The organism is Nostoc sp. (assembly GCF_054880495.1).
Genome location: NZ_JBTYKD010000167.1, coordinates 1 through 20215, shown reverse-complemented (window position 1 = coordinate 20215; position 20215 = coordinate 1). Strand labels below are relative to the sequence as shown.

Here is a 20215-nt window from a genome sequence, read left to right as displayed (position 1 = left end):
CTCAGTGCATCGCCTATTTTTAAATAGGTCGAATAAAAATAGACCACCCTGCGACGAACGCATCGACACAAACCGCTTTCCAAGTGGAAGATTCTAAATCCTTGACTGGTATATGGGTTTCTTTTTGGGGACGGACGAGTAACACTCTTGGTACAACACCACCATCAGCGTCGTAGATACTATGTGTCGGAATTGACACAGCAGCATGACCAGACTTGGTGTTAACCATCAGTTTCCCCTGGTACATACTGGCAAACTCCAACATCTCTTCAGCAGTTCTGATGTTGTTCTTCTGGGTGCGTTCCACTTTCAAGTAGTTGGTCACGCTGCCAGTTGCCGAGTGTGTATAAACTGCTTCCTGGCTCTCAACAGTAAACCGTTCAGCGCGTAAAGTCTCTACACCCATCTCATAGATTCCTGCGGCTAGCGCTGCTTCAATTTGCTGACTTAGCAATAACTCAAAACGCTCGAAAATGATGTTCTGCATATTGATGCGTAAAGCCAGCAGCCGATTTAGGAATTGACGTAGGGGTGGGAGGTCGATTTTCATCCCGCCTTCATGAGAGGTTAAGCCCAGTCCAGTCATTTGCTCGAACTTTCCTAAAGGCACTTCATAAAATCGACCTTGGTATATTTGTCTGAATAACTCATACAGCGCGTGTTCTGCATAGTTCGACTCCAGATTATCTTTAGCCTCAAATATCCCATTGCCACCTGTCTGCCGTTGACCACGAGTAAGAGCGCCCAAGCTATCCAGCCTTCGGGCAATGGTTGAGATAAAGCGGCGTTCACCGATGACGTTAGTGGTAACAGGTCGGAACACGGGTGCTGATGCTTGGTTTGTGCGGTGCGATCGCCCAAGTCCTTGAATTGCGTTGTCTGCTCTCCAGCCGGCTTCTAAAAGATAGTGCGATCGCCTACGACGATTCACAGCGTTAAGGTCAGCATGGTAACTGCGACCAGTACCACCAGCATCAGAGAAGATGAGAATTTGTTTCTCGTCCGCCATGAATGCAGCAGTTTCAGCAATGTTAGCGCCGGAACCACGCGAATCAACAAACAAACGCCCGGAATCATCCTTGAGAACTCGTTTACTGCGACCAGTTACTTCAGCAACTTGCTTGTGACCGAAGTGCCACAGCAATTGTTCTAATGCACCAGGAATTGGATCAAGACTTACTAACTTATCGACTAAGGCATCTCTCAAAGCTACGGCTTCAATAGAAATAACTGGAGAGCCATCGGCATCAAAGACTGGCTCGGATCTTTCTTCTCCATCCTCGCCAGAATGAATGGAATGCAGATGAATGGGGAAAGCACTCATCAAATAATCCATAACATATTCCCGTGGAGTCAGATCAAGATTGAGATCCTGCCATTCTTCGGGTGCAACTTCATTGAGTCGGCGTTTAAGCAACTCCTCATTAGTTGATACAATTTGAATAACAATGGCGTTACTTGCAGCTAAATCCTCTTCAATTGCTTTAATTAACTGTGGACACTTGATGCCAGTCAACAGTCAACAGATGATTGAAGAATCTTTGCTTGTGCGACTCGAACTGAGACACCGCGCTCATCTTTGCAGCACGGTTGTAAGTCTTGTCACCAGAGATGTTACAAGTTTCCAGGGCTTTGTCTAAATTATGGTGAATAACTTGAAAAGCATCAGAATAGCTGTTATAACTCTGTTCCTGCGTCGGCGTTAACTCAATTTCGAGAGTCTGATACTCAACTCCCTCGAATGAAAGACTCCGCGCCAGATACAGTCCCAAAGCCTTGAGATCCCTGGCTACGACTTCCATCGCGGCGATACCACCGCCCTCAATGGATTCCACAAAATCCTCACGGGAGGTGAAAGGGAAATCTCCAGTCTGCCAAAGCCCCAGACGATTTGCATAAGATAGGTTAGAAACCTTCGTCGCTCCAGTTGCTGATACGTAGATAACCCGTGCCTGCGGTAATGCGTTTTGCAACCTCAGCCCAACAATGCCTTGCTGGGATACTGCAACCATACCCAGTTTGCCCTCTTGAGCCATTGCATTCCCCATACTGTGGCACTCGTCAAAAGCGATCGCTCCCTCAAAGTCCTTGCCAGCCCACTCAACGATTTGCTTAAGCCGACTTTTACCGTTCTTTTGAGAACGTAGAGTTGAGTACGTGGAGAACAGAATGCCTTGGGTGAAGGGAATTGGATCGCCAAGCTTAATGTTGCTCAGGTCAATGATATCTTTTTCACTACCTCCGAGCGCACACCAGTCTCTACGGGCATCTTCAATTAAGGCAGAACTTTTGGATACCCAAATGGCTTTTCTTCGTCCCTGACACCAGTTGTCGAGGATGATTCCTGCACATTGTCTTCCTTTCCCCGCACCTGTCCCATCGCCAAGAAACCAGCCACGCCGAAATTTTACGGCATTTTCTTCGCCTTGAGCCGCTACAGTCACATTATCCCATGAATCATCGACAATATAAGACCCAGACAGAAATTCACAGTGAGCCTGACCTGCGTAAATAACGCTTTCAAGTTGTGCCTCTGACAACAAACCTTGTGTGATAATCTTGCCAGGAAGATGCGGTTTATAAGTTGGTGGTGGTGGCGAGACAAGTGCTAGGGCTGCACTCTCACAAAGCAGCGAGGGATGAGGTAAAGCATCTTTAATTCTGATTCGCTGTGGGCGATATGTTTCGTATAGGGTGTCTTTCAAACCCTCACTAGCCGTCCACTCGATAACCTCATATTCCAGCACTACTACGTCGTCTGGAAGAAAGGAGACTGTTTCTGGTTGTGCAACTGTAGTACGTTTTGGCAATTGAACAACAATTGCCTTCGCAGCAGCTTTGACTTTTTCTGAGCGTTCCCACGAAGATCGTCCAGGCAACTGCTCAATTAGTGCCAGTATTTCAGGCAGATTTAAAGTTTCAGTAATGCAAGGAATTTCGCTGGAGTCAGGCGGGACTTTATCAATTACCGTAATCCGGGTTTCCATCGTCGTCCCGTGTTTGGAGTACACCTTGCCGTTGCCCCAACAGATAGTAGAACTCGCGCAAAATCCTGCCACTTAAGGAAAGTCTCTCGCCAGCTTGGGTTAGCCGGAGAGAACCAGTTGGCTGTGATTGTTACCAGGCGTCCACCGTCAGACAGTCTTTGCAATGCCGAGTTGATGTGGCGAGGAGTTGCGTCGGGGTTGCGACTGTTGATTTTGGGAGATGCGGAGAAAGGTGGATTCATCAGCACAACTGAGGGCTGAGTTTTACCAGCTAGGTAATCGTTAATCTGTTCCGCGTTTACTGAGAATAATGGTGTACCAGGGAATAATCGCCGCAGAATCTTAGTTCTGCCCTCTGCCAATTCGTTGAGCATGAGACTCGCGCCTTGAAGTTTAGCGAACTGAGCCAGTATTCCAGTACCAGCACTGGGTTCAAGCACTAAATCATCAGAAGTGACTTGTCCAGCCATTGCCACCAAGCATGCTAATGGTAGTGGAGTTGAAAACTGCTGAAGCTGAATTTGCTCCTGGGTACGGCGGCTGTGTGTGGGGCAAAGGGATTTGAGCAGTTGCAATTGCTCTAAGGGATTTTCTGAGAGTCCCTTTTGTCGCAGGTACAAAATTGCCGCCAGTTCCACAGCTTCGTAAGCATCTTTCCACTGCCATGTGCCCTCTGCCGCAGTACCGTGAAAGTGGCGATTCATTTGGGCTTGAACAGTTTTCGTGTTCAGGGGGCGATTCTCAAGTAGTGTTTTCAAAAGCTCTTGACCAACACTTAATATTGATTGCCCATAATCTAATACTGTTTGAAAGTCGAACAGAAAACCTTGGGTAAAAAGTTGCTGTACCATTGCATTACTCACAACATTATTTTTTCACTATTGCTATGGCGAAGCCTTTATCTTATTAATAAATGAGGCAATTATTGCCTCATTTAAACTTTTTAATATTCAGATATTTATTCTTCGGTGATCGAACGAGAATTAAAAAGCGAATTAAGCAGTTTTACGCGGTCTACCTGGCTTGCGCTTGCCTGAAGACTTTACATCAGCCTTTTTAGTTTTCGGTGAATTGTTGGCAGCATTGTTAGCTTTGCTTGAACAAGTAGTACGTTTTGGTTGTGGTGAAATTTCTTTAACTGGAGGCAGTAATCTCAATGTAGGGAATGAGAGAATAACTGCTTCGTTACTGGTATGATGAACAGCTTCATCCTCTAGTGTCCAAGGATCTGGCAACTTTTCAAAAGTCCGAGCTTGTGGTGTGATTACTTCTGATACTGATGGGATTGTAGAAGCGGCTATATTTCCATTGCTAACTGAAACCACATTACTAGTGTAAGCAGCCGATACAAATAGTCCGTTAATGAACTGGAACATAACGAGACTAACAAATGCCCAAAAGATAGCTACGATTGTCAAAGTGAGTAGAGATTGTATATCCATGATTATTTCTCAACTAAGTATTTGTAATTTTCAACTGGTCTACGGAAAGCGTTTTTAAGCCTTGTTCAAATGTGAAGCGGATTTGAACACATACTCTCTTCAAGAGAGGACTTCACTCTAAATTTAGCGTAGCGTCTCTCTGATTTGACTCAGCTACATTTCTTCGTTATTTTAAAGCTTATTTATAAAATAAAGCAGTTTTTAGTATTTACCTATTTGAAGATTTAAAGTATTATAGTTATAAATTTGTTGGTTCTTCAGTACCTGTTATGCCAAATTATTAGTTAAACATCAAAATTTGGCTTAAAAAATAGGGTTAAAAGCCAAAATTATTGCTAAAATCCTAAAATGTTAGCAAATAATGCTAATTATGTTGATAAATAAGGCTTTCAGGGTTTTACAAAGGAGTTTAGCATAGTAAGTACTGAAGAGCCAATTTGTTTGACAAACATAAATATGGGGTTAAGTCTATAGTTAAGATTTAATTTATTAGCTAATTGTTGAGATAAAATATTTTACTCAAACGAAAAATAAAAGTAGCCCTCACAATTAATTGAAAGTATGCCCAGCCCAACTACCGACTTAGTTCACTCCTACCTCAAAGAAATCGGACGCTACCCTCTGCTAACTCCTGAACAAGAGATTACAAATGCTAGGCTTGTACAGCAGATGATGGCGATTGAAGAACAGCGCTCAAGCCTCGCACTTGAACTAAACCGACAACCAACTGCAAGAGAATTAGCTACCTCCCTTGGGCAAAGTGAAGCTGAAGTACAGTCAATCATTCAACAAGGTCAAAAAGCTAAAGAGAAAATGGTGACAGCTAACCTACGGTTGGTGGTTTCTGTTGCCAAAAAATACCAGAACCACAATTTAGATTTTCTCGATTTGCTCCAAGAAGGGGCACTAGGTTTACAAAAGGGAATCGAAAAGTTTGATCCCAACCGAGGCTATAAACTATCGACCTACGTTTATTGGTGGATTAAGCAGTCAATAACACGGGCGATTGGAGAAAAATCTCGCACTATCCGTCTGCCAATCCATATCAACGAGAAATTAAATAAAATCAGGAGAGTACAGCAGCAACTGTCTCAATCTTTGGGTCGTCCTCCAGTTGTAGCAGAAATTGCCGAATCCTTAAATGTATTACCCAATCAAATACGGGAATACCTTCAGGTTTCTCGCACTCCAGTCTCGCTAGAAATGCGAGTCGGGAATGAGCGTGAAACTGAACTAGCTGATATTTTACCGATGGGTGGTATTTCCCTAGATAAGCAAATTTCTCAAGAGCTTTTAGACCAAGACTTGAGCAATTTGCTGATGTTGCTCAATCCAAGGCAACGAGAAGTATTGACTCTACGTTTTGGATTGGAAGATAATCAAGAATTAACTTTGAGTCAAGTTGCAAAACGCCTAAATCAAAGCCCGGAAACAATTCGTAAGACTGAACATCTTGCTTTAAAAATTCTTCGTCGTAAGCAAAATGATATTAGAGAGTATCTTAATTAATCCTGATTAATTAAGGGTTGTTGCATTCTAGTTTCATTTATATAAGTCGAACTCGCTACTCCAAAGGCTGAGAGCAAACTGCGACTGCTGTTAAAGATGCCTTCAATTGTTGCTCTCAGGAGTGCGATCGCGTACCTGCCATGAACCGGTGGCATCGCCTCTGCTTAATCCCCGGCGAAAAACCTCACTGTTTCAATCAAATGATGCATGAATATATTGATAGTAGAAACTATCCTTATAAATAGAACACCGAAGAAAGAACCGATGCCCAGCAAAACTATTGAAGTCCGAGAGTACACCGTCAGAGCGCATAAGCGGGAGATTCATACCCGCGTTTTCAACTTCGTATGTGTAAAGTGCGAACAACCGACCCAAAGAGAAACCTTTGGAGTTCGACCGCTTTATTGTGAAACATGCCGTCCGCCACAAGCACCCAAGAAATCAGTAGTACCTCTCAAGAAGAGAAAACCCAGAGCTATGACTTATAGGAGTGACGAGGGTAAGCTAGGATAATTTTTTGTCAAAGATTGCTAGTCAGTGGTGGAGATTCAAATTCAAACTCAACCAATAAGCTTAGATTGTATTCTCCACCGTTAGCTGCGTGTTCAACTCAAAAGCTTATTTTTCCATCCCTGCATCAATCATTTTGGCTAAAGACTCTGTATTAAATCTCGTCAGCGATTCTGCTAACTGCTGAAAATATCGGTATTGCTCGTCTGCATACTCCCCTGGTTCTAATTCTAAAAGCTCACAAAATTTGAAGTAATCAACTTTCCAATTAAATTCAGCAATGCCATTGGCGAACTTTTCGGCTATTTGACGTGATTGAATGCTAGCTGTAGATGGTTGACCATTATGGTTGTAAATGCTGCCTAGTTCTGTCATCTTATTCGGTTAATAGTATATTTGTATTAAAAAGTATTTTAGTTCTCTCCGACGCTTAATGAAAGTAAGGCTCCCGGAAGCGTTTGGCAACATTTAAAACATAGCTGGTCTTTCTTTAGTCTTGCAGTAAAGGTACGTAGCCTTCTTGAACCGTAGGCATCACTCAAGGGCAAAATAGATAATTGAAAATATACATTTCCCCTGAAGATAGATTTATTCTGTATTCATCCCTGTCTTGTAGAAAATGATTTTGGTACACACAATGCCAAAGTTATTGTTCTTGCTGCCATAAATAAAGACATTGATAGCCATAGTAAATGACTATTATGGAAATACATTGCTGTAATTGCTGATGGAATAAAACCGATTACAGTGGCTTTCAGCATAGCTTGGCGAAGTGTATGACCTTGAGTCAACCCTAGAAAATAACCGTCTAGCGCATAAGCGACTGAGCCAAAACCCAAAACTGGTAACAGCCAAGGAATATAAGAACGTAAATTATTGATAATATCAGTATGATTGGTCAGCAATCTTAACAGTGATTCTGGGACACAAATAAATGCAGTAGCAAACATTAATCCTATAACTAAGCTACTGACTACAGAAGTTTGCAAGAGTTGTTTTAAAGAAGTAATATTTCCACTACCTTGAAAAATTCCAGCCAAGCTCTCAGTAGCGAATGCCAAGCCATCAATGAAATATGCTGCCAAGCTCACCAATTGCATAAGCAGGGTATTTGTCGCCAGAATTTCAGTTCCTAACATAGAACTGAGATTGCTAAACATCGCCATTGTCGAAATTAAAGCGAAAGTCCGAATAATAATTTCTCCATTCAGCATGAAAACTGATTTTAAAGCAGATAGGTTAAATACTTCCCCAATTGAAGCTTGTATTTGTTTAAATGAAATTGTTTGACAATATAGTAAAGTACCTACTATTAGCATCAGATACTGACTAGTGGCTGTCGCTAACCCAGCTCCTCTACTTGACCATCCCCACTGAACAATAAATAGATAATCAAGTAGTACATTTGCACAATTACTAATAGCTGAAAGCAACAAAACTTTACTACTTTGGGTTTGTCCAAGAAACCAACCAATCAAGACAAAGTTAATCAATGTTGCTGGGGCACCCCATATTAAAGCATTATAGAAATCAACACCAGAAGTTTTAACTTCTGGTGTAGCACTTAGAATTGCAAACCCTAATACTTGTAAAGGTTTTTGAAATATCAGGATGGCAAGTCCTAATATCAGCGCTAAAATTCCATGCTGTAAACTAATCAGTACTGCCGATTGGTTATCTTTACGCCCTATAGCCTGTGCAACCATTCCAGTTGTACCCATGCGTAAGAAACCGAATGTCCAATAAATATAATTGAATAAAATTGTTGCTATTGCTACACCTGCTAAATGACGAATCTCCGTTAAATGCCCTAAAAACATTACATCTATTAGTCCTGCTAACGGAACCATTAGATTTGAAAGAACATTTACAGATGCCAGTTTTAGAAAACTGCGGATGAATACTGAACGTTGAGCAAAGATAGACAAAATTAGTAAATCCCTTGACCAGAACAATGACCGAAACAATTCAAAATTCAAAATTCAAAATTGAAGAATAGCTCAGTAATTTTGAATTAATTAATTCAGGTACAAGCCCCTAAATTCATTTATGGAGAGAAAGATTTATAAACTTGTTGTTCAAGAAAGAGCATTTATGCATGGGGTATTAATTTTGAATTTTGAATTGATAATTTTGAATTCGAGCGAAGCGAGTGACCTACATTGGAGTTATTTTTTCGGCTTATCGGTCAGAATACCTTTCCTGTATTCTGACGACTGACGCATGTATTCTGATGGATAATTTTTAAAAATCATTATCCGTAAAGGGAACTATAGATGGTGAAAACCTTTTTAGCAATGGATAAAATTCTAACCTCGCCGCATAATCATCTGTTTGTGAGACTGATAGTTCAATTGTTTGCTGCTCTTTTTCATCAAAAAGCAATTGGATTTGATAATCTGTCCAGAATTGGTCGCCTAGCTCATCTTCTAAATCAAAAAGCCGTTGTTCATCACCCCATATATTCGACCAAAGGACTATCTTATTAGCCCGAAAATGGTTTTGACCTGTTGTATCTGCAATGACAAAATATGCTTCGACATTTAAATCAAATCCCAAATCATCGACCTCTACCTCTGCTATTTGACAGTTAACCACTATTAATGTATCGGGGTTAACGTTTACTACCTGCTCTTGGCGCTTTAATAATTCTTGTAGCACGAAATTAGGTAATAACTGGGAACTTTCCTCAAGTAAGAGTTTTTGAGTTTCTGGAGAGTAACGAGTTTTTAATTCTTGCGTGATTGAAGTTAAAATGTCTTCAGTAGCTAAATTGACAAGTATCTTTTTATCTGCGGAATTAAGAAAAGATCCCGGACTAAGCTCAATGCGTTTTTTAATTGGCATAGTTATCTAAAATTATTTTAATTTGAGCAGAGCATTCACAAATAAAGCTCAAAGTCAGTCAATCAAGAAACATCATCTCGGTTTCAGTTATCTGTTTTTAACAGGACGTGTCTAATAGCAATTGCACCATTTCAATCATAACTATAAATGACTGTGATTTGTGAGTCAAAAAAGATTCATGTGCTAATATTTAAAAATGCCACAGTGCTTGACCAATTAACGGATTGGTTGAGTAAGTAACGAGTAAATAAACTTTTAATAATGCCTATTTCCTCACTGGTCAAAATTGCAGCCAGACGTTCGGCATAACTTGGTCGATTGGGATTAGCAGCAAATAAACGCTTGATAAAATGCTCAGAGATGTGCATTGGTGTCAAATACTGTTCGATAATCACTTGTACGTAGTGTCCATTTGAAGCAAAAGCGTGACGCAAATCATCAGCATCCCAGTTAAGCATGGGGTCAGAGGCATCTGTATAAATAGCTTCTTCCGCTAAAACTAATCGCTCATACAATTGGGCATCGAGATTTTGGCTGGGCAGTAACCGGTAAAACCTTTGGGTATGGCGAGGTACTGTCTCAGCTAAAATAAGCTTGACTGAGCGCGGGATCAATTGACCTAAAATTTGAGCAGCAAGTCCCTTATCTAATTCCGAGGCTAGTACATTGCGCCCAATAATAGAGTCAAACTGTACATTTGGTGCAAGAGATGTCAGCATAGCAGGTATCTGTGCAACAGATGCAGTAAAAACTATTGGTCGCATTGTTTCAGGAAGTGCCGCAGCAAGTTCATTTAAAGCATTGGCATCAGAACTATTGCGGACACAGGCATAAACCCCGCCTTCAGGAACTTGCCGGATTGCTTCCCAAGTAAGTAAACCAGTGGCAGCATTTAAATCTAATACTAAGTGATGGCGTTGTAATTGAGCGAAAGTGAAAATGCGCTCGCGCACAGATGCTAATTGTGTGCTTACCTGAGAAAGTGTGCGTTGTAACCAGCGCTCATCTCCTCGGTCAACAGTTCCATAAGTCATAACTTCCACTGGTGCAACACCAATACCTTCTACTATTGCAGCAAGTTGAGCTTCCCGACGACGTGCCACTTGTGTTGCGATTTGGTGTTCATAACCTTGGGTTGATGGTTGGTAAAACAATTGACCTTGCAAGCTGGTGGGTAAATATTGCTGTTCTACCCAATGATCTCGATAAGCGTGAGGATAGAGATAACCCGCAGAATGCCCAAAACCTTTTTGATCGCGATTAGCATCTTTAAGATGAGTGGGAACTTCTGCAACATTTTCAATTTCTACTGCGGCTAAAGCATCAAAAAAGCCCATAATGCTATTGGATTTTGGTGCAGTCGCTAAATAAATTACTGCCTGTGCCAAATGATAACGTCCTTCCGGCATTCCCACGCGATCAAAGGCTTCGGCACAGGCATTTGTAACGATAACTGCTTGTGGGTCAGCCAATCCGACATCTTCACTGGCAAGAATTAACATCCGACGGAAAATGAAACGGGGGTCTTCACCTGCATAAACCATTTTGGCCAGCCAATAGAGTGCTGCATCTGGGTCAGAACCCCGTAAGCTTTTGATAAAAGCACTGATGGTATCAAAATGGGCATCCCCTTCTTTGTCGTATAAAACAGCACGCTGCTGAATAGATTCTTCTGCCACTGCTAGAGGGATATGAATAACACCTGTAGCATCGGGAGGTGTAGTCTCTACAGCCAGTTGCAAAGCATTCAATAATGAACGAGCATCACCATTGGCAACATTAACTAGATGAGCTAAAGCATCTGCGTCAATTTGTACTGTTAAGTTCCCATAACCGCGTTCCGAATCAGCTAGTGTTTGCTCAATAATTTTGTATAAATCTTTATCAGTTAATTGCTGAAGTTGAAAAATCCGCGAACGGCTGACAAGTGCCTTATTGACCTCAAAAAAAGGATTTTCCGTGGTAGCACCAACGAGAATGATTGTACCATTCTCTACCCAAGGCAATAAGGCATCCTGCTGAGACTTGTTAAAACGATGGACTTCATCGACAAAAAGAATAGTTCGTTGATTATGAAACTTGCGCTGTTGTTGGGCTATTTCAATTGCGGCTCGAATTTCTTTAACTCCTGAGAGTACAGCATTGATAGCGATGAAGTGAGCGCGGGTGGTGTTGGCAATAACACGGGCTAGAGTAGTCTTTCCAGTCCCTGGTGGCCCAGAAAAGATTAAGGAAGACAGTTGATCCAAACTAATAGCACGCCGCAATAGCCTTCCTTGCCCGATAATATGCTCTTGACCAATAAATTCATCAAGTGTCCGTGGACGCATCCGAGCCGCTAGGGGTGCTTCTTTTTCAGTTATTTTTGCAAGATGCTGAGCAAATAAATCCATTATTTAATACGTCGAGAGGAGGTGGAGCGGGAAGTGATAATTATCGAGTAGCCTTTTGCCAGTAGACCTTGAGCGATGGCAAACCCAATCCCTCGGTTTCCACCTGTGACTAATGCCCATTTGTCTTGTGTAGATTCCATGTTATGTTCGACCTTGTGTTAAGAATGCTTGCTTTTGTTAAATCAGAGAATAGCAATTCGTTGGTTTGTGTGCCGTGATTAATTGAAATTTCGATACCAATATCTTAGCCAAAAGAAGAGGGTGAAGAGATAGGGCGCTCTGTAGTAGAATTATTGTCTATCACAACGACAACTCAAACGCTACAATTCGCCCATGCTATTTAAGTGGGATACAGTCCCAAGAGGAAATAAAGGCAGTTTAAGCGTAAGCTAAAAATAAAAGACTTGGGTGCTATGTCGATTCCAGGAATTTCTGAAGCAATAATACGTCATAACTCCAACGCTTCATCCTACAGTCGGGGTGAAGAATATTACCGTAGGGGTGCGATCGCTGATCTCAAAAAACGAGGTAATCTGATTCAAGCAGAGGTAGAAGGTGGCGAAATTACACCATATGAAGTCAGTATTCGTTTTGATGCAGGTGGAATTACCTCAGCAAGTTGTACTTGCCCTTATGATTATGATGGTTGGTGCAAACATATCGTTGCCACCTTATTAAGCTGTTCGCGTCAATCAGAGATCATTGAAGAACGTCCAACGCTAGGACAATTATTAAATCGCCTTGATATTCTTCAAACTCAGCGATTACTGCAAGAACTGGTGGAAAATAGACCAGAACTAATTGATGATATTGATGAGTTTGTAAGTTTGATAGACTTGCCAAAACCGCAAACAAAACAGCCTTCTACCCGTCAAAGCAAAATTGACATATCACCTTTTCGCTCTCATGTCTTGCGGATTTTGCGGGATGGATTGAAAGAATTAGAGTATGGTTCAGAAGAAGACCCATTTACAGATGATTTGCTAGCTGTAATTGAGAAAGCACGGGAGTTAGCAGAAAATGAAGATGGCAATAATGCGATCGCAATTCTCGAAACTATTACCGAAACTTATGCCCAAGAATGGGACGAGTTGCTAGATTACGGTGGAGACAGTTATTCCATCGCAGAACCTCTTGATAGCGCGTGGACAGAAGCAATTTTGTGTGCAGAAATGTCTACAGGAGAAATAGTAGATTTGCAGTTGATGTTGGAATCATGGCAAGACGAAATCAGTGCAGACTTTAGTATGAGTTTAGAAGCATTGCGTCAAGGTTGGGATTATGAACCACTGCAACAAATTATGCAAGGAGATGATACCGCAGAACTTTGGGAAAATGAACGACCAAGCTATGCTGATAATTTAGCATTGATTCGCTTGCAAATTCTTGAACGTCAAAATCGTTACACAGAGTATTTAAATCTAGCTTTAGCAGAAGAAATGACTCTGCAATACCTGACGCAATTAGCAGCTTTGGGAAGAGTAGAAGAAGCCATGTCTGCGGCTAAAATCCTGATGGAAAAAGCAGAAGAGGGTTTTGCCTTGGCAAAAATCTTGCGAGAAGATGGGTATTTGGTTGAAGCGTTAGAAATATGTCTTGCTGGTATAAATTTAACAGGTAACTGTTTATATGAATTTGCTACTTGGACAAGTGATTTAGCCCAAGGATTAGAAGATAATGCCACTGCCTTAACTGCCAGCATCATTGCTTTTAAAATCAGACCATCGTTTCGAGACTATGGTAGGATTCAAGACTATGCAGGAGAAACTTGGTTGACGCTCAAACAAAATTTACTGCAAACACTGCGAGATCAGCCAGATTGGGGAATACGAGAAGCTCAAGTTGATATTTTCCTCCATGAAGGATTAATTGATGATGCAATTAAAACAGTAGAGAGAGATACTTACTATGATTCCAAACTGGTTCATCGAGTCATGGATGCAGCAGTTGACCATCGTCCAAATTGGGTAATTGATAACGCTCGCAGACGGGCAGAACCAATTATGGAACAAGGAAAAGCTGACCGTTATGACGCTGCGGTTAGTTGGCTCAAGAAAGTCAAGGCTGCTTATATTCAACTAGGACAAAAAGCTGAATGGTGTGTTTATCGCTCACAACTAGAAGCGGCTCATGGACGTAAACGTAAATTAATGGAATTATTCAAAGAACTGAATAAATAATATGATTAATTTGGATAATGATACCACAAAACTGCAAACAAAACTCGCCCATATATACTTCGAGTTACATCCTTCCTTACAAAAAATTATTCAGTTATTTTCGGTAATTTATGCACCGATAGACAAAAATTCATTCGTAAGTTGTATTAGCAAGACTGGCGCTTTAGATGAAAACAATAAACTTTGGGTTACTAAAACCCTTAGTTCCCAGATTGATAAATTGTTAAAAGCAGGTTTGTTAGTACAGTCAAGTAGACAAGGTACTGAATGTCATCCGTTACTCACAGAAATTGCTACTCGCCATGCTGTACAAACCGGACAGTTTGAAATCCTCGTTACAGCAGTAGAGGAGAAGCTACCAATACGTACTCACTGGAACAGGGATTCTCGGATATTCTACAGTTTACGCCAGTGTATCAGAGAAATCCGCATTGGTATTTATCGTCAAGACCTTAGTCTTATTAATCAGCAAATTGAAGATTACCAGAAGTACGCTGATAGCGAAGAAAAAATAGTAATAGAAAATATCTTTGAGCAGATATACAATAATCCATTTGATGCAGATTGGTTTAACACCCTTCCACTTGAATTATATGAAAGTGGCATATCAAGTATTCTTTTCAATTCAGCCTTAAAATTATCCGCTTCTGAAGATGTGTTGACGCTGTTAGAAGAAGAATGCGCTACACCTGGAAAACATTGCTCAGATTATCTACATCTGATTTTGACAGAACAACTGCTGTTACAGGGTTGTACCCAAGAAGCACAAGAAAGTCTGGAGCGTATATCGAATGAATATCAAAATAACGCTGCTATCTTTTGGGGTTGGTTAAGTTTTCTACGGGGTGAAAATGAACAAGCCATAAAATATTATACAGATGCCCTGAAAGCGATCAAAAAGGCTACAGGCAAACGCCAAATATATTTCAATACAATTGGGGGCTTATTTTTTATCCTCGCACTTTTAAAAGATGGTTCAGCACAACGCCTCCGAGAAGCAGAAGAGTACACCAGTTTGATGTCCCGCCAATCAGATCATTGGCTCAGGTTCACTTATGGCAGACTGAACATGGTACTGCAAATTCACCTTGGTGATATTACCCAAAAACAATTTGTAGTCAGCGGTCATATTTCTTCCGTGGAAGAAGAAAATAGCTTACAAACATTGTTTTGTTCACTATGCCTTTACTGGATGGATGCAGAAAGTGCTAAAAAACGCTTACCTAATTTACTAGAACCACTATATCGGCGATCGCTTGCCTCTGGTTATCACTGGTTGGCAATGGAAACCGCCGAACTCCTATCTCGGCTAAAACCTAGCAGTAACTATAATCAACTTGCTCCCGCACTGCGAGAAGATAGCAATATTCAAACCATCGTAGACTTAATTCGACCCCAAGAAGGTTGGGAAATGTGCCTCAATGCCTTGGCAAATCTCCAATCAAAATCACAAACATCCCTAAAACCAGAATCGGAACTACGTTTAGCATGGTTCATAACCTTCTATCCCAGCAGATGTGTCTTGCAACCACGAGAACAAAAAGTGAATGCCAAAGGGGAATGGAGTAAAGGTCGCCCCATAGCCCTCAAGCGTCTGAACAGTGCATTATCTGAGTTTGATTACATCACACCCCAAGATATGCGGGTATGTAGTTGTATTGAAACATATAATGATGGCTCTTATTACGGGAAAGTTGATTATACCTTCGGTGAAAAAGCCATCTCTGCTTTAATTGGACACCCGTTGGTTTTTTGGGAAGATACACCCACTATTCGTGTAGAAATTGTCAAGGGAGAACCGGAACTACTGGTTAAAAAGGGGAAACAAGATCGTCTCACCTTGGAATTTTCTCCCAAATTACCAGAATCACAAAATATTCTGCATATCAAAGAAACCCCAACTCGGATCAAAGTCATTGAAATTACTGCTGAACACCGCCGCATCGCCGAGATTCTTGGTAAGGAAAATAAATTAAACGTGCCTGCGATCGCCGAAAAGCAAGTTTTGGCAGCGATTAATGCCGTCTCTGGAATAGTTACCGTACATTCTGATATTGGCGGCGGACTTGAAGGTGCAGAAGAAGTACCCGCCCTGACTCTACCCCATATTCACCTTTTACCTGCCAATGTCGGCTTGAAAATCAGCCTTTTGTCGCGCCCCTTTGCCCAAGGTGGTCCCTACTATCGTCCTGGTACAGGTGGTGAAACTGTAATTGCCGAGATTGACGGGAAACGTCTGCAAACCAGACGAAATCTACCTGAAGAGAAACAGCTTGCTAAAGCCGCCATCAAAGCCTGTCCCACCTTGACGCGGACTGAAGAACAAGATTGTGAATGGGTTATAGCTGACCCAGAAGACTGTTTAGAATTGCTGCTAGAACTGCAAGCACTGGGAAGTAACGTAGTCATAGAATGGCCACAAGGAGAAAAACTGCGTGTTAGCCACAATGCCGACTTGAAAGACTTTAATTTATCAATTCAACGTCAGCAAGACTGGTTTGCAGCAACTGGGGAGTTGAAATTGAATAACGACCTAGTGCTGGATATGCAGCAACTACTAGAACTATTAGAGAAAACGCCCAGCCGTTTCATCCCCCTTGGTGATGGTCAATTTCTGGCTTTAACTCAAGCTTTTCGGAAACGCCTCGACGAATTACGGATGTTTTCGGAAAAGCATAGTAAAGGTATTCGTTTTCACCCCTTGGCAACATTAGGGTTAGAAGATTTTGTCGATGAGGTAGGTAAAGTAAAAGCAGATAAACATTGGAAGGCACATAGAGAGCGGCTTAAGGAGGTGCAAAACCTCCAGCCGGAACTGCCATCTACGCTTCAAGCAGAACTACGTGACTACCAGATGGAGGGTTTTTGTTGGCTGGCGCGTCTGGCACATTGGGGTGTAGGTGCTTGTTTGGCAGACCAAATGGGACTTGGTAAGACCTTGCAAGCATTGGCTGTGATCCTCAGAAATGCCCATGAAGGGCCAACCCTAATTATTGCCCCCACCTCTGTGTGTATGAATTGGGTGAGTGAAGCGCAGAAGTTTGCCCCAACCCTAAATATTATTCAATTTTCTGGTGCTAACCGCCAAAAATTACTTTCTGGTTTACAACCGTTGGATACGTTGGTTTGCAGCTATGGTTTATTACAGCAGGAAGAAGTAGCGCAAATGCTTTCTCTTGTACAGTGGCAAACTATTGTGCTAGATGAAGCCCAGGCGATTAAAAATATGACCACTAAACGTTCTCAGGCAGCCATGAACCTCAAATCTAATTTTAAGTTGCTGACTACTGGGACTCCGATTGAGAATCACCTGGGTGAGTTGTGGAATTTGTTCCGCTTTATTAATCCTGGGTTATTGGGTTCTTTTGAAAGCTTCAATCAACGCCTTGCTACCCCCATTGAAAAATATCAGGATAAACTTGCACGTAATAAACTCAAAAAACTGATTCAACCATTTCTGTTGCGGCGGACAAAAAATCAGGTATTAGAAGAGTTACCATCTCGTACCGAAATTCTGTTGCATGTAGAGTTAAGTCGAGAGGAAAAGGCGTTCTATGAAGCGTTGCGCCGCCAGGCAATATCTAAACTTACCGAAACTGATGCAGAAGCAGGAAAGAAACATTTGCAGGTTTTGGCTGAGATTATGAAACTGCGTCGCGCTTGCTGTAATCCCAGCCTCGTTATACCTGATACTCAATTACCCAGTTCCAAGTTGCAACTTTTTGGTGAGGTGCTGGGTGAACTGCTGGAAAATCGTCATAAGGCGTTGGTGTTTAGTCAATTTGTTGACCATTTGCACATTATTAGAGATTATCTGGAGCAGCAAGGTATTAATTATCAATATTTAGATGGCAGTACTTCAGTGGCAGAGCGGAAAAAACGGGTGGATGCATTTCAAGCTGGTTCAGGAGATGTATTTCTAATTAGTCTCAAGGCAGGGGGTACAGGACTGAATCTAACTGCTGCTGATTATGTGATTCATACAGACCCTTGGTGGAATCCCGCCGTGGAAGACCAAGCCTCAGACCGCGCCCATCGCATTGGGCAACAACGCCCTGTTACCATTTATCGTCTAGTAGCAAAGGATACTATAGAAGAAAAGATTGTGCAATTGCACCACCACAAGCGAGATTTGGCAGACAGCCTGTTGGAAGGTACTGATATTAGTGGCAAGATATCAACGGAAGCCTTGTTACAGCTGATTAGTGAAGGTTAAGGCATTTACCAAGGCTTTTTTGACAATAATCGCTTATTCAGTAAGTTGCTTTTATCTGACTTGAGCGAGCGCAAAACTTGTTGCGCCATAATTATTACCTGGAAATAAGGTTTTGGCACGGTGATGCCTAACCGCCCAATTCAAATTATAGAGGGATTTAATCATGATGCAAGACGATGAAATACTTAACGTTATATTAATACTGGCTATATTTCTGGCAATTAGGAATTAGTTGGAAATAAATACTAAGAGAGCGGAAATTATGCAAGTGTGTCTGGTTACAGGTGGTAATTCTGGTGTAGGTTTAATGACGGCTATAGGTTTAGCCAGATTAGGCAATCATGTATTTATTGCCTGTCGTTCGGCAAATAAAGCCGCAAAAGCTATAGACTACATCCGCCAAATCACCGGAAATGAAAATGTGAAATTTTTACCTCTCGATCTAGCTTCTTTAGATTCAGTTCGTAAGTGTGTAAAACTATTTAATGGCTACAAGTTGCCATTACATATATTAGTCAATAATGCGGGGATATTCAACAACAGAGGTACAACCAAAGAAGGTTTTGAACTGATTTGGGGAACGAACTATTTAGGCCATTTTTTGCTGACTTATTTATTACTAGAAAAGTTGCAAAAATCTGCTCCTAGCCGCATTATTATGTTAGCATCAGATTTGGCATTATCTCCAAGTGGTATTGACTGGAATTTATTAGTTAAAAAAACACCTTTAAATTTCTTAAAATTATATGCCGTTTCAAAACTCTCTTTATTGCTTTTAACAAGAGAACTTTCTGTGCGATTAAATAATTCTCAAGTCACTGTTAACGCCATACATCCAGGCTTTGTACAATCAAATATTACTAGATGGCATCGTCTCAGTAAATATTTAGGTTTAGGTATTTCTTCGGAAGCCGGAGCATATAGTACCCTTGTTTGTGCTATTTCCCCAGATTATCAAAATATTAGTGGAAAATTTTTAAATAGTCACGCTCAAGAAATTATATTACCTGAAATAGTACAAAATCAAGAATTATCACAGCAATTATGGGAATGTAGTTTATTATGGGCTGGTTGCAACCAACAGCAGAATACAAAGAAAATTAATTATGATGGTACTGATGAAATATGGGGGCCAAATTCTCTAACTTTAAGCAGTAACGAAATAGCTGAGATTACCCAATATATTTTTGATAATGTTATTCTAAAGATGCCAATAAAAATATTATTAAAACAGGTAGTTAAATCATTTATTAGATTTGATATTGGTTCGTTATTAATTATATTGCTTCAAGTGTTTACCAGATGTTTTTACATGGAAAGACATTTAGATTCACCTGTAATTTTGCAATTATGTGAAGATAAAAACTTATTAGAGAGGCTTAATGCTCATTTAGGGGATAAATTAGTATTATGGCGGTCAGAACTATGGGTAAATTATCCCGCCCAGCAATTAATTCCTTTTTGGCATCAAGACTCTTATTCTAAACTCTTGGAAGGAGATGGTAAAACTATCAATGCATATATAGCTTTGACAGAAGTTAATGAAGATAATGGATTTGAGTATATACCTAATATTTACTTAAAAAGTTGCCAAATAAAAGGAACCGATCCTTTTAGTGGAAATAACTTTTTTGAAATCACTGATGAAGTTGCAAAAAAAGCTATTCCTGTAGTGTTACGTCCTGGTGAGTTTGTACTGTTTACTAATACACTACTACATCGCTCAGTACGTAATAATAGTGGTAAAGTCAGACTTTCTTTAACGCTAAGGTTGACTCAGCCAGGGGTAAAAGTTTTACCAGGTTATACTTCTAATTACCAGAAGCCTGTAATTTTGCAATCACAAAATAGCGTTGATCCTAAGAGAATATCTGAGAAGTAAAAAAGCTCACGTAACAGTATCTTCTTGTGAGAACAAATACTTAAGTATTGAAAATAATTTTGCAAAGGGTCTTTGCTCTCAACCTTAGCCGTGAGATCCATCAGCACAGACCGCAAATCGTACACCCTTTATTTACATCTAACCCAACACTAATATATAGGAATCATATTTGATTTCTGAAAATATTTCAGTAGGGTGTGTTATGGCGTAGGCTAACGCACCATCCGAAGATTCTGGTGCGTTAGCCTA

At 40.9% G+C, this 20215-nt stretch carries 15 protein-coding genes; 5 read left to right on the top strand and 10 right to left on the bottom strand.

Translation table 11 applies throughout. The features are described from left to right. Positions 1 to 19: 19 nt before the first annotated feature. The 4 genes from ACYTXL_RS16335 to ACYTXL_RS16320 form a co-directional block, all read right to left on the bottom strand. Complete coding sequence (locus tag ACYTXL_RS16335; protein ID WP_461925655.1) at positions 20 to 1516, bottom strand: strawberry notch C-terminal domain-containing protein; 1497 nt, start codon at positions 1514 to 1516, stop codon at positions 20 to 22. Continuing rightward, positions 1485 to 2987 (bottom strand): strawberry notch family protein, encoded by a 1503-nt coding sequence (locus ACYTXL_RS16330; RefSeq protein ID WP_461925654.1) that lies wholly within the window; start codon positions 2985 to 2987, stop codon positions 1485 to 1487. The genes ACYTXL_RS16335 and ACYTXL_RS16330 overlap by 32 nt, the downstream gene beginning before the upstream one ends. Further along, a complete protein-coding gene (locus tag ACYTXL_RS16325; protein WP_461925653.1) occupies positions 2966 to 3838 on the bottom strand; it encodes a hypothetical protein in 873 nt (290 codons plus the stop codon). The genes ACYTXL_RS16330 and ACYTXL_RS16325 overlap by 22 nt, the downstream gene beginning before the upstream one ends. A gap of 144 nt (positions 3839 to 3982) precedes the next feature. Beyond that, the gene (locus tag ACYTXL_RS16320; protein ID WP_461925652.1) at positions 3983 to 4429 is read right to left on the bottom strand and encodes a hypothetical protein; all 447 of its coding nucleotides are present in this window, start codon (positions 4427 to 4429) and stop codon (positions 3983 to 3985) included. 561 nt (positions 4430 to 4990) lie between these two features. On the opposite strand from ACYTXL_RS16320, the gene ACYTXL_RS16315 reads away from it, so the two are divergent. Next, the gene (locus tag ACYTXL_RS16315; RefSeq protein ID WP_461925651.1) at positions 4991 to 5938 is read left to right on the top strand and encodes an RNA polymerase sigma factor, RpoD/SigA family; all 948 of its coding nucleotides are present in this window, start codon (positions 4991 to 4993) and stop codon (positions 5936 to 5938) included. Here the strand turns inward: ACYTXL_RS16315 and ACYTXL_RS16310 are convergent. Next, positions 5935 to 6093 (bottom strand): hypothetical protein, encoded by a 159-nt coding sequence (locus ACYTXL_RS16310; RefSeq protein ID WP_461925650.1) that lies wholly within the window; start codon positions 6091 to 6093, stop codon positions 5935 to 5937. The two genes, ACYTXL_RS16315 and ACYTXL_RS16310, sit on opposite strands and share 4 nt — an antisense overlap. A gap of 109 nt (positions 6094 to 6202) precedes the next feature. Between ACYTXL_RS16310 and ACYTXL_RS16305 the strand changes: the two genes are divergently transcribed. Then, positions 6203 to 6451, top strand: coding sequence for a hypothetical protein (locus ACYTXL_RS16305; RefSeq protein ID WP_335215388.1), 249 nt, complete (start codon positions 6203 to 6205; stop codon positions 6449 to 6451). Between the two features lie 105 nt (positions 6452 to 6556). Here ACYTXL_RS16305 and ACYTXL_RS16300 read toward each other — a convergent pair whose 3' ends face one another. The 5 genes from ACYTXL_RS16300 to ACYTXL_RS16280 all read right to left on the bottom strand — a co-directional run bounded on the left by ACYTXL_RS16300 (position 6557) and on the right by ACYTXL_RS16280 (position 11828). After that, on the bottom strand, positions 6557 to 6823 hold the full coding sequence (locus ACYTXL_RS16300) for a hypothetical protein (protein WP_335215387.1): 267 nt from the start codon (positions 6821 to 6823) through the stop codon (positions 6557 to 6559). A gap of 224 nt (positions 6824 to 7047) precedes the next feature. Next, positions 7048 to 8376 (bottom strand): guanitoxin biosynthesis MATE family efflux transporter GntT, encoded by a 1329-nt coding sequence (gene gntT / locus ACYTXL_RS16295; protein WP_335215386.1) that lies wholly within the window; start codon positions 8374 to 8376, stop codon positions 7048 to 7050. A gap of 316 nt (positions 8377 to 8692) precedes the next feature. Next, entirely contained in the window at positions 8693 to 9295 is a 603-nt protein-coding gene (locus ACYTXL_RS16290) for a hypothetical protein (RefSeq protein ID WP_461925649.1), read from the bottom strand. Positions 9296 to 9471: 176 nt separating this feature from the next. Next, entirely contained in the window at positions 9472 to 11688 is a 2217-nt protein-coding gene (locus ACYTXL_RS16285; protein ID WP_461925648.1) for an AAA family ATPase, read from the bottom strand. Next, positions 11688 to 11828, bottom strand: coding sequence for an SDR family NAD(P)-dependent oxidoreductase (locus ACYTXL_RS16280; protein ID WP_335216317.1), 141 nt, complete (start codon positions 11826 to 11828; stop codon positions 11688 to 11690). Before ACYTXL_RS16280 ends, ACYTXL_RS16285 begins: the two co-directional genes overlap by 1 nt. Positions 11829 to 12101: 273 nt before the next feature. Here ACYTXL_RS16280 and ACYTXL_RS16275 point away from each other — a divergent pair, with 273 nt between their 5' ends. From ACYTXL_RS16275 to ACYTXL_RS16265, 3 genes are all read left to right on the top strand, one after another. Beyond that, entirely contained in the window at positions 12102 to 13868 is a 1767-nt protein-coding gene (locus ACYTXL_RS16275) for an SWIM zinc finger family protein (protein WP_461925647.1), read from the top strand. Position 13869: 1 nt separating this feature from the next. Further along, positions 13870 to 18084 (top strand): DEAD/DEAH box helicase, encoded by a 4215-nt coding sequence (locus ACYTXL_RS16270; RefSeq protein WP_461925646.1) that lies wholly within the window; start codon positions 13870 to 13872, stop codon positions 18082 to 18084. Between the two features lie 232 nt (positions 18085 to 18316). Continuing rightward, entirely contained in the window at positions 18317 to 19966 is a 1650-nt protein-coding gene (locus ACYTXL_RS16265) for an SDR family NAD(P)-dependent oxidoreductase (RefSeq protein WP_461925645.1), read from the top strand. Positions 19967 to 20215: the final 249 nt, after the last annotated feature.